The organism is Veillonella sp. Ser01, assembly GCF_053850375.1.
The window spans coordinates 1-15,596 of sequence record NZ_JBSPUA010000003.1; the positions used below are offsets into that span (position 1 = coordinate 1).

Annotated in this window: 17 protein-coding genes; 14 read left to right on the top strand and 3 right to left on the bottom strand. The window is 40.4% G+C overall.

What is annotated here, in order from left to right; translation table 11 throughout:
- Positions 1-668 precede the first annotated feature (668 nt).
- Positions 669-1,559: a pirin family protein gene (locus ACWTVK_RS06290; protein WP_456046303.1), complete on the top strand. Its 891-nt coding sequence runs from the start codon at positions 669-671 to the stop codon at positions 1,557-1,559.
- Between the two features lie 72 nt (positions 1,560-1,631).
- On the opposite strand, the gene ACWTVK_RS06295 is transcribed toward ACWTVK_RS06290, so the two are convergent.
- Both ACWTVK_RS06295 and ACWTVK_RS06300 read right to left on the bottom strand, forming a co-directional pair.
- Complete coding sequence (locus ACWTVK_RS06295) at positions 1,632-1,907, bottom strand: helix-turn-helix domain-containing protein (protein ID WP_009352030.1); 276 nt, start codon at positions 1,905-1,907, stop codon at positions 1,632-1,634.
- The gene (locus ACWTVK_RS06300) at positions 1,894-2,259 is read right to left on the bottom strand and encodes a type II toxin-antitoxin system RelE/ParE family toxin (RefSeq protein WP_054748583.1); all 366 of its coding nucleotides are present in this window, start codon (positions 2,257-2,259) and stop codon (positions 1,894-1,896) included. Before ACWTVK_RS06300 ends, ACWTVK_RS06295 begins: the two co-directional genes overlap by 14 nt.
- Before the next feature lie 345 nt (positions 2,260-2,604).
- Here ACWTVK_RS06300 and ACWTVK_RS06305 point away from each other — a divergent pair, with 345 nt between their 5' ends.
- From ACWTVK_RS06305 to ACWTVK_RS06320, 4 genes are all read left to right on the top strand, one after another.
- Positions 2,605-2,976, top strand: coding sequence for a CGGC domain-containing protein (locus ACWTVK_RS06305; protein WP_005387366.1), 372 nt, complete (start codon positions 2,605-2,607; stop codon positions 2,974-2,976).
- Between the two features lie 159 nt (positions 2,977-3,135).
- Positions 3,136-4,425 (top strand): M48 family metallopeptidase, encoded by a 1,290-nt coding sequence (locus tag ACWTVK_RS06310; RefSeq protein ID WP_456046304.1) that lies wholly within the window; start codon positions 3,136-3,138, stop codon positions 4,423-4,425.
- A gap of 217 nt (positions 4,426-4,642) precedes the next feature.
- Positions 4,643-5,959 (top strand): pyridoxal phosphate-dependent aminotransferase, encoded by a 1,317-nt coding sequence (locus ACWTVK_RS06315; RefSeq protein WP_456046305.1) that lies wholly within the window; start codon positions 4,643-4,645, stop codon positions 5,957-5,959.
- Positions 5,960-6,081: 122 nt separating this feature from the next.
- Positions 6,082-6,360, top strand: a complete 279-nt coding sequence (locus ACWTVK_RS06320) for a type II toxin-antitoxin system Phd/YefM family antitoxin (protein WP_005387370.1) — start codon at positions 6,082-6,084, stop codon at positions 6,358-6,360.
- A 141-nt stretch (positions 6,361-6,501) separates the two neighbouring features.
- On the opposite strand, the gene ACWTVK_RS06325 is transcribed toward ACWTVK_RS06320, so the two are convergent.
- Positions 6,502-6,963 (bottom strand): ArsR/SmtB family transcription factor, encoded by a 462-nt coding sequence (locus ACWTVK_RS06325; RefSeq protein ID WP_456046306.1) that lies wholly within the window; start codon positions 6,961-6,963, stop codon positions 6,502-6,504.
- A gap of 390 nt (positions 6,964-7,353) precedes the next feature.
- Between ACWTVK_RS06325 and ACWTVK_RS06330 the strand changes: the two genes are divergently transcribed.
- From ACWTVK_RS06330 to ACWTVK_RS06370, 9 genes are all read left to right on the top strand, one after another.
- A complete protein-coding gene (locus ACWTVK_RS06330) occupies positions 7,354-8,661 on the top strand; it encodes an FAD-dependent oxidoreductase (protein ID WP_456046307.1) in 1,308 nt (435 codons plus the stop codon).
- Positions 8,658-8,936, top strand: coding sequence for a Ferredoxin-like protein (locus ACWTVK_RS06335; protein ID WP_024065077.1), 279 nt, complete (start codon positions 8,658-8,660; stop codon positions 8,934-8,936). The genes ACWTVK_RS06330 and ACWTVK_RS06335 overlap by 4 nt, the downstream gene beginning before the upstream one ends.
- 4 nt (positions 8,937-8,940) lie before the next feature.
- Positions 8,941-9,927, top strand: coding sequence for an electron transfer flavoprotein subunit beta/FixA family protein (locus ACWTVK_RS06340; protein WP_456046308.1), 987 nt, complete (start codon positions 8,941-8,943; stop codon positions 9,925-9,927).
- Positions 9,927-10,928 carry an electron transfer flavoprotein subunit alpha/FixB family protein gene (locus tag ACWTVK_RS06345; RefSeq protein ID WP_060924160.1) on the top strand — a complete coding sequence of 334 codons (1,002 nt, stop codon included), beginning with the start codon at positions 9,927-9,929 and terminating at the stop codon, positions 10,926-10,928. Before ACWTVK_RS06340 ends, ACWTVK_RS06345 begins: the two co-directional genes overlap by 1 nt.
- A gap of 464 nt (positions 10,929-11,392) precedes the next feature.
- Positions 11,393-12,151 carry an SDR family NAD(P)-dependent oxidoreductase gene (locus tag ACWTVK_RS06350; RefSeq protein ID WP_456046309.1) on the top strand — a complete coding sequence of 253 codons (759 nt, stop codon included), beginning with the start codon at positions 11,393-11,395 and terminating at the stop codon, positions 12,149-12,151.
- 190 nt (positions 12,152-12,341) lie between these two features.
- On the top strand, positions 12,342-12,944 hold the full coding sequence (locus ACWTVK_RS06355) for a hypothetical protein (RefSeq protein WP_273298828.1): 603 nt from the start codon (positions 12,342-12,344) through the stop codon (positions 12,942-12,944).
- A 46-nt stretch (positions 12,945-12,990) separates the two neighbouring features.
- The gene (locus tag ACWTVK_RS06360; RefSeq protein ID WP_060924163.1) at positions 12,991-13,584 is read left to right on the top strand and encodes a hypothetical protein; all 594 of its coding nucleotides are present in this window, start codon (positions 12,991-12,993) and stop codon (positions 13,582-13,584) included.
- Positions 13,585-13,815: 231 nt separating this feature from the next.
- A complete protein-coding gene (locus ACWTVK_RS06365; RefSeq protein WP_456046310.1) occupies positions 13,816-14,766 on the top strand; it encodes an ABC transporter permease in 951 nt (316 codons plus the stop codon).
- Positions 14,759-15,568 (top strand): ABC transporter permease, encoded by an 810-nt coding sequence (locus ACWTVK_RS06370; protein WP_105089561.1) that lies wholly within the window; start codon positions 14,759-14,761, stop codon positions 15,566-15,568. The genes ACWTVK_RS06365 and ACWTVK_RS06370 overlap by 8 nt, the downstream gene beginning before the upstream one ends.
- Positions 15,569-15,596 lie beyond the last annotated feature (28 nt).

Consider the following 15,596-nt stretch of genomic DNA (forward strand, 5'->3'; position numbering starts at 1 on the left):
CGAACACAGTAGTTAAGCTCATAAACGCCGAAAGTACTTGGCTGGAGACGGCCTGGGAGGATAGGAAGCCGCTGATTGACTAAAAGAAAAAGGTCTACCTAAAGGTAGGCCTTTTTCTTTTTGCTAGTCTTCGACTAGCTAATCCTGCTAGAGCCGCCTCCAGCCAAGGTTGTAGAGGTACCACCTATCTAGGTGTCCGTGTCAGACGGAGCTGGGAAGGGTAGGGTGTGAGGCCACAGAGGAGCGTAGCGACGCATGGGGCCCACACATCACCTTCGACGAAGCCCTAAAGTATGTGCTGTACATTAAAACATTGTATTATATGTCGCCATGGGCGAGTGTGATAGGAAGCTGCGGCTATTGGTAGGAGGCAAATCATATCCATACGGTAACGCGGCACAACGTGCCAATGTTACCGAACTGTAAACTAGTTTAGTAACTTTAAATTTATGTAAATTAACTATAGGTAATCAATTTCGCAGTATATATCACCAATGGTATTATCAAACCGTAAATTAATTGAGTCGCTCGAAACTTATGTAAATTACTATTCTACTACCTCCCCTTGACATATCGAAAAAAATAGATATAATAGTATTAGGATATATGAGTAACCATTCATATATAATATAACTATTATAAATCCTGTTCGATTAAGAGGTGATAGAATGAATCCTGTAAGAACAATTGAAAGAATTATTAAAGCTCCTGATATTCATTGGGTAGGCACTGGATTTAGAGTACGTCAGTACTTCCCTGATAGCGATGAGTCACCTATGCTTGATCGTATGTCTCCATTTTTGTTACTCGACTATAACGAGCCATATTATTTTGAGGGCAGTCCTTTTGATACAGGTGACACTCCACATCCCCATAAAGGCTTTGAAACGGTAACATTTTCTTTTTCCGGCTCCATTGAACATAAAGATGCAGCTGGTAATAGTGGTGTTATTCATTCTGGTGATGTGCAATGGATGACTGCAGCTAGTGGTGTTTTGCACAAAGAATTTCATGAAAAAGAATATGCAAAGCGGGGACGTTTGTTCCATGCTTTACAATTATGGATAAATCTACCTGAACGTCATAAAAATGATGCACCTGCATATCAATATATACCTGCTACCACAATGGGGCGGTATCAATCTCTTGATGAAACAATCGATGCCATCGTTTACACAGGTGCTTTCAGACATATAACAGGTCCTGCTAAATCCCATACACCGATGAATATTTACAAATTAAAACTTCAACCTAATTCATGGATCTCTATTTCTGAGAATATGACTTGGAATACAGGCTTTCTTGTGATTAATGGTACAGGTACTACCAATGGTGAAAGCATAGAATCTGGAGACTTTGTACTTTTCAACAATGATGGAGAGCGCTTTGAGGTAGAGTCTGGTGATGAAGGTCTTGAAATCTTCGTTCTCGCTGGAGAACCACTCAATGAACCAGTGGTAAAACAAGGGCCATATGTTATGACAAATAAAACAGAGCTTCTCCTCGCTTATGGAGAATACATAAACGGTAAATTTGGCCGTGAAGAAGCTATTATGTAATACGTAAATCTTACTCTACAAGAAAAGATACACCCCCTATAAGCCACATTAACTAGCTTATAGGGGGTCTTCTTATACTAAACTAATCTTCACTTGTTTATCTAAAGCAAATGCAATCTTACAGAGAGTACTAATACTTGTATTTGCACCTTGTTCTATTCTTGCAATTGTGGATTGAGGGACACCAGATTTTTCAGCTAAATCACGTTGTGTTAAACCGGCTGCTTCACGAGCTTTTGCAATCACTATAGCACTTTCTAGATTAGCCGATTCTTTTTCAAATCTAGCTTTAAACTTTGGATCTTTTAATTGTTCTTTCAGAAAATCGTCAAATTTAATTGTTGGCATAATATTCCTCCTCAAACTCGCGCCTAATTTGTTTGGCATGAATTATCTCTCTTTTAGGTGTTTTCTGCGTTTTCTTAGTAAATCCATGTGTAATAATATATCTATTATTAATTACATGAAAGTATAATGCCCTTTGAATACTATTAGGACATTTAAGACGGATTTCATATAGATTTTTATCCACTTTCTTTACCCACTGCATATATTGAGCAACTAACAATCCTGAATCCTGGATTTTATGTATTAATGAAAACATTTTATCCGAATCAGATTCAGTAAGTGATTCTAAAAATTCTAGAAATTCATTATGTCCATTAGGTCTTGTATAGAACTCAAACTTAGGTTTCTCCATCCCAATCCTTCTTTCTTCTATGATAGCATATATGCTATCACGCTTCAATTTTAAATAGTTTTATATCCTCTAAATTCTTATCTTTACTATATAGATACGTGAATAGTTTTTGGTAGCTTAAAGAATTAATGGGGATGATTTAACACCTTTGTAATTACTATTCAAGTTTATATTGATTTGCCTATCTTTTAAGAGCGTTCAACTGGAATTTCAAGTTATATCATGTTTATTGATAATACATATATAGTTATATATATCTTATATTCACTTATGTGCTTTAAGATACATCATTTCTCAATACATATGTTATACTAAAGTTCAAACTATATTTTCATAGGAGGTCTTATGACTAAAAAAATTGCGGTTCTCGTTAATGAGGATACAATGCAGCGCTGTTCTTGTGGCGGTTGCTTAAAAGCATTTATGAATAAAGCGGATTCCTTTGAGCGTTATGCAGATGAGGATATTGAGTTGGTAGGTTTCACCCATAGCGGTGGTGATCTTGCCAAGAAAATCGAGTCTTTCAAGAAAAAAGGTGTTACTACCGTCCATCTTTCTACATGTACGCGTGGTAAGAATGAAAATTATGAAAGCATCGCAGAGCAGTGCGCAGAGGCAGGCTTTGATGTAGTAGGCTATACCCATGGTGGTGCCGTTTCTAAAGATGGTAAAGAAGCGGTAGTACTTTCAGCTAAACCAGTAACATCAGATCAATAATCGTAACGATGAATCAATAGATAGTAATGACAGATGAATGATTGTTCCATTATTCATTCTATATTTACGATGAAGATTTACTATATTCATAGTGTGTAAATGTTAGAGTACTATTTTGATTTATTATGATATGGTTATATCATTTGAAAGGTTGAGAGAATGAATAAGAAACTTACAGTAGCTACATTATCTGTAGCTATGGCTGCGACAATGGCGCCTGCTATTATGCAAACTGCTCCTGTGAATGCTGCATCTAGTGCAGTACAAACATTGGCGGGTGGTGCTGTTGCCATGGCTTATGTATCTACTGCATTAAATAAAATGGATAACTCCGAACAAGGCCAACAAGAAAGCTTGGCACGTACTAAGGAGAAAACTGGTTACTTGAACGATAGTGTAGCGCAAGCACGTGTACAACGTATCATGAAAACTTTAGAGGCTTCTCCTAGCGTAAAACGTTCTTACGTTGTTTATGCAAACCCTGATACAGAGTTTAATGCCTTTGCAACGCTTGGTCGCGTTATGTCTGTTAATAAAGGTGCTATGGATACCCTTGATGATGATCAATTGGCGTACGTAATGGCCCATGAAATTGCACATGGTGAGCACAAAGATATTATCAATGGCGCTAAAAAGCAAATTGGCCTTTCTACAGCAGTCGGTATTGCAGCTGGTGGTAGTGAAGGGGCCGCGTTATTGTCTAATGTAGCCGGCAACTACTTGTCTAACCAAGTATTTACAATGAGCCAAGAAAAAGCAGCCGATGAATTAGGCTTCAAGATTTTAAGCGAATCTCCTTATAATGTGGGCGGTGCAGCTGGTTCCATGGCAGTACTACGCAACAAAGTGGGGGAACACTATCGTGAAGGGCTTTCACAAGTAGTGGCACCTAATAACCATCCTAAGTTGTCTGATCGTGTAAATAACAATATTTCCCGCATGTACACATACTCTGGAAACCACGTAAACGTGTCTAATGGCGCAGTTTACGTGAACGGCGATAATATCTATAGCCCAGCAGGTAGCGGCCGTTATACAGGGGAAGAACGTGCGTATTACATGGCTGGTAAATTAGCAGGTCTGTACCATAACAACCAAATTACGCCAGGCTCTGCATCTTACAGTGGTGGCACTGTAACGGTTGCAGGTCAATCCATCGTATCTACCCCAAATTCAGACGTAGCACTACAAGTGGCAACAAACCTTAATAATGCCTTTGTTAAACCAGCAGGTGCAGCGGTTAATGCTAAAAATCCTGTAAAAGTAAAACAAGAGAAACCTAAAAAGGCAAAACAAGAAAAGGCTAAACCTGTGAAAGCAGAAAAAGCTAAACTGGCTAAAGGTAAAGAAGTAAAACCTGTTACTAAGGCTTCTACAACAAAACATACAGCTAAAGCTACAAATCATTCACACTCTACGGACAATGGACGTAAAACAATCGATAGATAATTTAATTGTTACAGCTATATAAGACCGGGCTATAAATAGCTCGGTCTTTTTTGTGTGTTAAAGGCCATAGTATATAAGTGAGTTAGTATATGTTAGAAAACTATAGATTTTCTATAAGAAAAGCACTATAATATTAAGTATCTATATATATCAATATATTAGGAATTCATAGCCTCATTGCTGAGGCAGTTTCTTTTTTTAGAGGAGTTGGATCTGAATGAAACAACCAGAATTGTCACCGTATATGATGGCTCGAAAGCCATCTGGCATTCGCTTAGGACAAATTAAATTCTTGGAACGTAAGAACCCACCAATTTTGGTGAATGGTTCTATTGGTAATGTAATGCGTCCTATGCATCCCGCCATGCAGCGTCGGTTGTTCGATTTGGGCGGTGTGAATAGCCCGTTCCATAATGGCATCGTGCCATACGTACCAACTACGGGGACTGATGAATGTCGCGAAGCATTCCTTCACATTTTACGCAGCCAAGGTTTCGATACAACTGGTCTTGATGTACTCGTAACAGATGGTGCATCCATGGCGATGGAAATCATTATGCTTGGCGTATGTGGTGGTGCAGGCGAAGAGGAACGTCCTCTTTTGATGTTCAACCCATCTTATACAAACTATGATGCGGTTGGTCTTCGGATCGGTCGTAAAACTGTAACTGTTGAACGTCGACTTAACGAAGATGGTGAGTTTGAGTTACCATCCGTTGAAACAGTAGAACAACGCATTATCGATACAAAACCGGGTGCGTTGCTCATCATTCCTTACGATAATCCAACAGGTCAATTATTCAGTAAAGAAACGTTGATTGAATATGCAAAATTATGTGTTAAACATAATTTGTGGATTATTTCTGACGAAGCGTACCGCGAATTGGCTTACGAAAAAGGGAAAGAAACATCTAGTATCTGGGCTTTAACCGATAAGGATGTGCCTGGCATTGAAGGCCGTCGTATCAGCCTTGAAACGGCTAGTAAGGTATGGAATGCTTGTGGCCTACGCATTGGCGCCATCATTACAGATAATAAATTATGCTATGAAAAATCTGTAGCTGAATATACAGCAAACCTTAGTGCTAATACACTAGGCCAATATATCTTTGGTGCTTTGGCTCATGAAAGCCACGCAGATCTTCATAACTGGTATGAGCAACAACGGGACTACTATCGTAAGATGATCTTTGAACTCCATGAAGGTTTTAAAGCGGTAGAACCTGATTTCATCGTATCTCGTCCAGAAGCGTCTATTTACTTTGTTATCGACGTACGGAAGGTAGCAAAACCTGGCTTTGATGGCGTAGAATTTGCCTCCTGGTGTGCTGAACATGGTGCAGTAAGCCTTGAAGATGGCAAGGAGTACACACTTCTTATGGCTCCGCTTAATGGTTTTTATAGCGGTAAAAAGGGAGAGAACAACCCTGGTCGAACACAATTGCGCGTATCCTTCTGTGAAAACCCAGACCTATTGCGCTTGGCACCTGAATTACTATCTAAACTATTCAGAGCTTACGAAGCACAACGATAGAAGAAGTATAATTCCAATATAATAGATGCCCTCCTTTTGGAGGGCATTTTTAGTTGAATTATTATTACCATAATATTGTTAGTAAAATTAATAAAATAATGATAGAATTATGATATAAGGAGGTGTATATATTGATTAATATTAGACCTGTATCAGACTTGCGTAATAAATTTCCTGAAGTTGAAGAAACTGTTATTACAACGAATTCGCCTGTATTTTTAACTAAGAATGGATATGGAACAATGGTGTTAATGAGTATTGAACAATATTCAGCATTAACAGATCCTATTGAGTATGCCTTGGATGAAGCCGATTCTGCAGCAAAAGAAAGTAAAATTCGATACTCTGGTGCCGATGTATTTCGTCGAGTAAGGGAGAGAATCGATGGAGCGGAAATATAAACTTACGATTTTACCATTAATTTACTATAATCGGCGAGATTTACAAAATATATTAGATGATTAAAAATCAAAAAGAGCTATAATTACATGTATTATAGCTCTTTTTCTTTTATCCCTAAGTATAGTGAATAAGGGAGAATTTTATTTTCTGTTTTCCTCATGATCGGATCCCTTGGTATTGATTTCGACAGCGAGTTGCTCGCCAGGCGCAGAGTTTTCCTCTATTGTAGGATACGAAGTGTCTTCTAAGTTAAGCGTTTTTAATAATTTATCGATATCATCCGATTGGAGGGATACCTCTTTGTTATACCATTCGCCAAACTCACGAATTACTTTTTCGTTACGGCGGAAATAGGTATACTGATCAATCTTGCGAGACTCTACGAGTTCCGCATTTTCTAAAATGCTCATAAATGTAGAGATGGAAGATTGAGATACACCACAGCGCTTTTGAATACTCTTAACACTTACACTGTTAGGGAAATCGATAAGAGTTTTAGTGTGTACTTGTACACCGAATTCTTTCTCTGGGTGCTTTAGCCACAATATAATATCTAACCGATGTGGATTTGATAATGCTTTCAAGATTCTTAACGGGTCCATATGGCCTCCTCTGGTAATTCCAAAATAATGAGTGCCTAACCTTGACCGTGGTCTTGCATTATGCGGTCGTATTATACGCGTGTTGCTCCGTATAGGGTTTTTCCTACTTTTATCATACGCTACTTTCACGGTGAAAGCTAGAAAAACTTATAAATTTCACGAATTGATGAATTTTATTGCACTTAATTAAAAATCCTAGTGTGAAATAGTATGAGCTTATAATGAGTATATATACATCATATATAGTGATATATAACACAATTTCGTAAAATATAGAATATATTTATTTTTTTTGCCGATTTTTTAAAGGTGTTTTCGTTCTTCATAGAGAATATATATATACTGTATAAACTTATGTAAGTTAAGCTTTCATTTAAAGGAGCTGAGTATATGGCAATTGATCGCAATGAAGCATTTGATGTTATCGTCGTTGGTGCAGGACCAGCGGGCTCTGCGGCGGCACTACGCCTCGCAGAACAGCGGGTAAAAGTACTGCTCATTGAACGTGGCACCGCACCAGGCGCTAAAAATATGATGGGTGGACGTATCTACACACATTCTTTAGAACGGTTAGTACCGGACTTTAGAGAACGTGCACCATTGGAACGCAAAGTGACAAAAGAGCGCATTTCTATTGGTACTGGCAATGAAATGACGACTGTCGAGTACAGTTACCAAGATGGTAAACCAAATGAAGAATCCTACGTAGTATTACGTGCTAAATTTGATAAATGGCTCGCTGAAGAAGCTGAGAAAAAAGGGGCCCTTCTCGTATCTAATGTACAAGTAACAGACCTCATTATTGAAGGGGAAGGCAAGCATCGCCGTGTTGTAGGTGTTCGCTGTCACGATGATGAAGTGTATGCAAAACTCGTTATCATCGCAGAAGGTTCCAATACATTGTTATTGGAAAAAGCTGGTTTAACAGGTCCTACAGATCCAAGTACAATGGCAGTAGGTGTAAAAGAGGTATACAAGCTTAAAAAAGAAGACCTTGAAAATCGCCTCATGTTATCCGGTGACGAAGGTATGGCATGGCTTACGTTGGGCGATATGACTGATGGTCTATTGGGCGGCGGCTTTATTTACACAAATAAAGAAAGCCTTTCTGTGGGCATGGTTGTAGGTCTTGAAGATATTGGCAAAGCCGATCGTTCTGTAGATGATATGCTGTCAGCTTTCACAAGCCATCCAAGAATTGCACCATTATTGAAAAATGGCCAATTGAAAGAGCATAGTGCTCATCTCGTACCAGAAGGTGGCTATAAATCTATGCCTGAGTTGGGCGGTAATGGGTATGTTATCGTCGGTGATGCGGCACGTATGTGTATGAATCTTGGCTATACTATTCGTGGTATGGACCTTGCCATCGAGTCCGGTATGTGTGCAGCAGATGCGGTTAACGTAGCCTTGCGCGACGAAAATATGGACCGTGTGGCTAAGTTGTATGAACGTCAAATCAAGGCTTCTTGGTTGCTGAAGGATTTGAAGCGTTACAAGAATATGCCTAAATTCCTTGCTACACATCCACGTATTTTCAATGAATACCCAGCATTTGTTAACAATTTGATGCGCGACGTATTCACTGTAAACGGTGATGGTGCAGTGCCAATGATGAAAAAAATTATGCGCCGTGTCGGAGACATTGGCTTATTTACCTTGATTCGTGATGTTTGGAAAGGGGTGCGTTCCCTATGAAATTAGAAGAGCGTTTGGGCGCCAATAAATATTATGTAGATGAAACGTCTCCTCATATCTTGGTGGATGGCGCTGGTTTTAGCCACGAAGAGAAAATGAAACTCGTAAACGGCTGTCCTGCCGGTCTATATACATTACAAGAGAATGGCGATTTAGCCTTTGATTTCGCTGGTTGCTTAGAGTGCGGTACATGCCGCGTTCTTTGTGGTGAAACAATAGTAAAAACATGGAAATATCCGCATAACGCTAAGGGCGTAGAATTTAGACAGGGGTGAGTGTATGGAGTTATTAGTATGTATCAAACAGGTTCCAGATACATCTGAGATTAAGCTGGATCCGGAAACAAATAATCTCATCCGCACAGGCTTGCCTAGCATTGTAAACCCTGACGATATGCATGCGTTAGAGGCGGCTCTTACGGTGAAAGACCAATATGAAGGTAGTCGTGTGACCGTTTTATCCATGGGCCCTCCACAGGCTGAAGAAGCGCTTCGCCAGTGTTTGTCCCTCGGCGCCGATGATGCGGTACTCGTTACAGACCGCGCGTTCGGTGGTGCTGATACATTGGCTACTAGCTATACCATTGCGTCTGCCATCCGTCATATTCAACGGACTATGAACCGTCAATTCCAAATTATCTTCTGCGGTAAGCAGGCTATCGATGGCGATACGGCACAAGTAGGCCCTCAAATTGCAGAGGAACTCGGTATGGCACAAGCTACCTATGCCTGTGAACTATCCGTTGATCAAGGTGCCCGAAAAGCAGTTGTGAAACGACAACATGAAAATGGCTATGAAATCGTAGAGGTTCCGTTGCCATTGCTCGTAACAGCAACAGCTGAACTCAATGAACCACGCCAACCAGGTCTTTGGAGCTCTATTTATGCAAAACGTTATACCATTTCTCATATTACATTGCGTGATATGCCGAATATTGATGAAAGTCGTATCGGGCTTAACGGCTCTCCTACGCGGGTGCGCAAGGTATACCAACCACCTCTTCGTGGCAAGGTAGAAATGTTGCCATCCATCGAGGAAGGGGCTAAAAAGGTTCTTGAATTGGCTTATCATATTAAGCCTGAAAAATTTGCTCATCTATTGGTGCCAAATGATGCACCTGTTGATGTAGTTGAGGATAATGATGAGGGCGTAGATGTAAAAGATCCTGTACAACGGGCTGCATCTGTTGAAAGCGTGTCCCCTAGTGAGTTTAAGGCGGTAGCAGCTGCTAAAGGTGATGAAGGTTCTAAAGGAGGTGACCGGTAATGGCCGTAACAAATTTTGATGAATATAGAGACGTCTTTGTTGTAGCCGATACCATCGATGACGTGGTACATCCGGTTACGTATGAACTAATCGGTCAAGCTCGCCGCATTGCTAAGGAATTGGGCCAGCTCGTTCAAGTTATGCTCCTTGGTGAGAATGTGCAAACCGAAGCAGAGGAACTCGTCGCACATGGTGCTGATATTGTTCACGTTTTTGAAAGCCCCCTTTTGAAATACTATACAACAGACGGCTATACTAAGGTATTAACAGACTTCTTTGAAGACCATAAGCCGAATATCCTCTTGATTGGTGCCACTAACAATGGCCGTGACTTGGCGCCTCGCATGTCTGGTCGTATGCAAAACGGCGTTGTTGCGGACTGTACAATCTTGACAGTAGATACAAATGAAGGCCTTGTTGAATGGACACGTCCTGCCTTGGGCGGCAATATTTTGGCGGAAATCATTTCTCCAAACCATCGTCCTCAAATGGGCTCTGTCCGTCCTAACGTATTTAAAAAACCTGAACGCATCGCAGATAGCTGGGGTCGTATCCAAATTGAACAATTTGACCTCAAGCCTGAAGACATTCGCATGAAGCGTCTCGACTTCATTCCGTTCAGCAAAGATGGTTACAATATCCAAGAAGCAGATATCATTGTAGCCGGTGGCCGTGGCATGGGCTCTAAAGAAAACTTCGATAAACTTTACGAACTAGCCGATGCTATCGGTGGCGTTGTAGGGGCTACACGTCCACTCGTTGAAAAAGGCTGGATTGAATTGCCATACCAAGTAGGCCAAACAGGTAAAACTGTAAGCCCTAAACTATATTTGGCATTCGGTATCTCCGGCGCTATCCAACACGTGAGCGGCATCTCCGGTGCTGACACAATCGTAGCTATTAACAACGATCCAAACGCAGAAATCTTCCAACACGCTAACTATGGCATCGTAGGGGATTGCATGGAAGTGTTAAATGATATGTTGGCGCATCTGAAATAAAAGATGTGCATAAAGTGGCGTTAGATATTTAATAGAATATAGACCGAGGATACCCTTCCTGAAAGCCTCCAAAGCCACCCACCCCGCTATGCGGGGCCGCTAAGTCGTTTTCAGAAAGGGTATCCTCTTTTTATTATCATATTCATAAATCCATAAGCCACTTTATGTATTCTTTTAAATCCTATCTGTGCCGACATATCATTTAGGGGAAAAGGAGAGAATGCTACGCGTAGCGCCCAAGGCGGCTTCGAATAGGTATCCCTATTTGCTTTCTAGATGTGGTAGAGCTCAAATATTTTTGTTTTACATACAGATGAGCCAGCATATCATTTTAGGAAATAGAGGAAGGCTCCAATGTATACACTATTTTTATCGATTATAGGTAGTAGGGTAGCGTTTTTTGATTTTTATAATGGTATAATTAACTTATTAGAATAGAACGGATTGATGATGAGGAGGCTTTTATGGGTCGTAATGTTTTTGTCACTGGTGCAACGTCTGGTATTGGTCTTTGTATTGCTGAGACTTATGCAAAGCATGGCGATAATGTGTTGATTTCTGGTCGTCGTGCTGAGTTATTGGGCGAGGTACAGGCTCGTTTGTCTAAGGAATATGGCGTGCGTGTTGAGACTTTAGTTCTTGATGTGCGTAGTCGCGAGGATGTTGAAAGTAAGGTTCCTGCTGCTATTGAGGCTTTTGGTGGCATCGATGTGCTCGTAAATAATGCGGGTCTTGCACAAGGGCTTGATCCTTTCCAAGATAGTACTGTTGATGATGCGGTGACTATGATTGATACCAATGTGAAAGGCCTTTTATATGTAACAAAAGCAGTATTACCTTTTATGATCGATAAAAATGAAGGTCATATTGTAAATATGGGCTCTACGGCAGGCATTTATGCATATCCAGGTGGTGCTGTTTACTGCGCCACAAAGGCAGCTGTTAAGACATTAAGTGATGGCATTCGTATGGATACTATAGCTACAGATATTAAGGTTACCACCATTCAACCAGGCATCGTAGAAACTCCATTTAGTGAAGTACGCTTCCACGGTGATGCGGAACGAGCTAAATCTGTGTACGCTGGTATCGATGCCATCCAACCAGAGGATGTGGCCGATGTTGTACTATATGTAACGAACCAACCTAAACGCTTGCAAATCTCTGATGTGACAATCATGGCAAACCAACAAGCGGCAGGCTTTATGGTACATAAGAAATAGCTTAATACTTGATAGTTTGGGTAAAAGTAACTAGTCATATCATAGTTGATAAATGATTTTATTTACCTATATTAATAAAAACCGATATATGATGAATATTACTTGAATTCCCCAATTATTTAGGATATACTTATTAAGAGTATTTTAATAAATATAATTTTACAAAATATATTTTGTGGAGTATATTATTATGACCTCAATACTAAAGAAATCTTTTTTGATGGCGTTAGCTTGCGTCTGTATAGGTACTTATGGAGTTGTTAAGGCTCAAGATGCTATAGATGCACAAACTAAAGTTTCTGGCCCCCTAGAGATGTCTGTTGAAGCAGCTATTCCTGGCGTTGTTATGCCGAGTCCTGTACATGTGTTCACTACAGTTAAAGAAGCGGCGGAGTATATGAATATTACACCACAGATGCCAAAGTTGTTACCTGTAGGCTTTAATATTCAATCTGTTATAACTTTAGAGAAAGATATATTACAAGTTGTTTATGTCTACGAACCCGGTATAGATCCGTACGTAAATAAAGCCGGTGGTGCTCTTATTTTTTATCGTACCTCTACTACATTAAAAGGTGATATCAGCGATGACCATAAGATTCATAAGGTTATAGAAACTGAAAGTGTAGATGGTACAAAGGTTACTTTCAAAGGTGGTAAGAAAATGGTTTATCTTGCATCGTGGATGAAAGATGGACAAAATCACTCTTTAGAATTTCAGCGTCCCGTTACACGAGATGTGGCGAAGGCTATTATCCATAATATTGTTGAGGAAAAATCACATACAAAATAAATGTGTTTTTAATAATTTTTTTATTGACCGAAGGGAGATTATACTCATGGTTAAAAAATTTGTATTAATGGCAGTTGCATGTGCTTGTGTAGGTTCTTACACTGTTGCTGGTGCACAAGGTACTTTTGATGTAAAGCCAGATCCAGCTAAACCTGTAGTTGCAGAACAGGCAGCGCCAATGGTTGGTATGCCAAGCCCAATTCATGAATTCGCTACTATTAATGAAGCTGCTAAATACATGAATATTATGCCTCATCTACCTAAAGTATTACCTGTAGGCTATAATATTGAGTCTGTAAGCACAATCAATAAAGATGTTTTGCAAGTTGTGTATGTTTACCAAGCTGGTGAAGATACAACGCGGAACCAAGCGGCAGGCAAACGTATTGTGTATCGCGTAGGTACTACAAAAGGTGATATCAGTGGTAATCATAAGGATTATCGCGTTACAGCTACAGAAAAGGTAAACGGTACAAAGGTTACTTTCAAAGGTGGCGAAAAAATGGTATATCTCGCTGGTTGGACAAAAGATGGTCAAAACCATGCGATGTACTTTGAACGCCCTGTAAATCGCGACATGGCAAAAGCGATCATTGCTAACACTGTAGCACCTACAGCACATACAGCATATACAAAATAATATAACAGTCCAGCCTAGTGGGATAGGCATGCGAGCTGTGGTGAAGCACTCGCATGGACACTGTAAGGGTTATATAAGAAGCGGCTCCTCTCATGAGGGGCCGTTTTTGTTGGTATGCAAAACTTTCATAATGATAACGATTCTAAATACCTACATGGATATATCTATATAAGTATTACATTGATAGAATATAAATATAGCTATTTTGTGATAAAGAAGGCAGGTGATGTATTGTATCGATTAATACTACAGCGTTTGGCGAGTATTGTAGGTATTTTATTGGTAGTTACTATTGGTACATTTGTATTGATAAAGTTATCACCGATCGATCCGGTGTCAATGAAGTTTAATCTTGTAGGGGCTACTCCTGATCCAGTTGTGGTTGCACAGATACGAGAGCAGTTAGGGCTCAATGATCCTTGGTGGCAACAATATATGCGTTGGCTTAGTCAAATTGTACAAGGGGACTTTGGTGAGTCTATTCTGTATGCTTTACCAGTAGCGACCATTCTTGGTGGCGCCTTGCCTAATACATTGGGGCTAGTATCCTTAGCTCTTGTTATGGGGATAGTGGTGACCATACCGCTCGGTATGTTATCTGCAAAGTATCAAGACTCATGGATTGATCATGGAGTTCGTCTCGTTACATTCCTAGCATTAGCAATCCCTGGGTTCTGGGTCGGTTTATTATTACTGTACTTATTCGGTGTTAAATTACAGCTAGTGTCGGTAACGAATACCAATGGCTTTTCTGCCTATGTATTGCCCGCGGTAACCCTTGCTTTATGGATATGTGGTCTCTATATTCGTCGATTGCGCAATGCTATTTTAGAAGTGTCGCGACAGCCCTTTGTACAGGGGGCGCGAGCATTAGGGTTGCCAGAATGGATGGTCTACACCCGTTATATATTCCCTCATGTGGGACTTATGTTGTTGCCTATGATGGGGGTAACGATGGGCGCTATGCTAGGTGGCTCTGCCGTTATTGAAACGGTATTCTCCATAAAAGGTATTGGTTACATGATGGTACAAGGCATTATGGCTCGCGATTATATATTGATGCAAGGTTATATCATTTGGATTACCTTGGTGTTCATCGTAATTAATATCATCATTGATGTATTGAGTGTTTGGCTGAATCCGAAGCGAAGAGCCGCCATAAAAGGAGGCTCTTATGAATAGACAAAAGCCCTATACTTTATACGTTATGTTGGTATTAGCAGCTCTGTGGATTGCATTTTTCTTATGCGCTCCCTATATAGCACCATTTGATCCTGAAACGACGAGTATCGCGGACCGCTTACAAGACATTAGTAGTACCCATCTATTAGGTACTGACCAACTTGGTCGTGATGTGTGGTCTCGTATTTTGTACGGTGGTAAAGCCTCTTTAGGGATTGCTTTCACCATCATTGGCATTAGTGGGGCCATCGGTATCGCTATTGGTGGGTTAGCAGGATTCTCTACACCTAGCATTGACCGTTGGTTATCTCGCTTGATTGATTTGGTACTAGGGTTTCCGAATATGGTGATTGCCATTGCTTTCATCGGTATTATGGGACCTAGCATAACGAATGTAATCATTTCCTTGTGCATTACGAAATGGGCGGAATATGCCCGTATCACGAGAGGCCTCGTACAGATTGAACGCCATGCGGAGTATATTACCTTTGCTCGTATGTCAGGTGCTTCAAATCTACGAATTCTGTGGCGCTATATTCTGCCGAATGTATTGCCACCGTTGGTGATTGTTATTATTCAACATCTAGGTGATGCCATCATTTTGGTAGCCAGTTTCTCGCTCATAGGCATCGGTGTGCAACCGCCGGATCCGGAGTGGGGCGCTATCTTGTTGAGCTCCCGAGATTTTCTACAAACGGCGCCGTGGCTGCTAATTTACCCGGGGCTCGCTATTTTTATTACTGTTGTTTTATTTAACTATATTGGTGATGCGTTGCGCGATGCCCTCGATGTATCTCGCTAACCGCGCTGTGTATAGATGTTTATGTTGA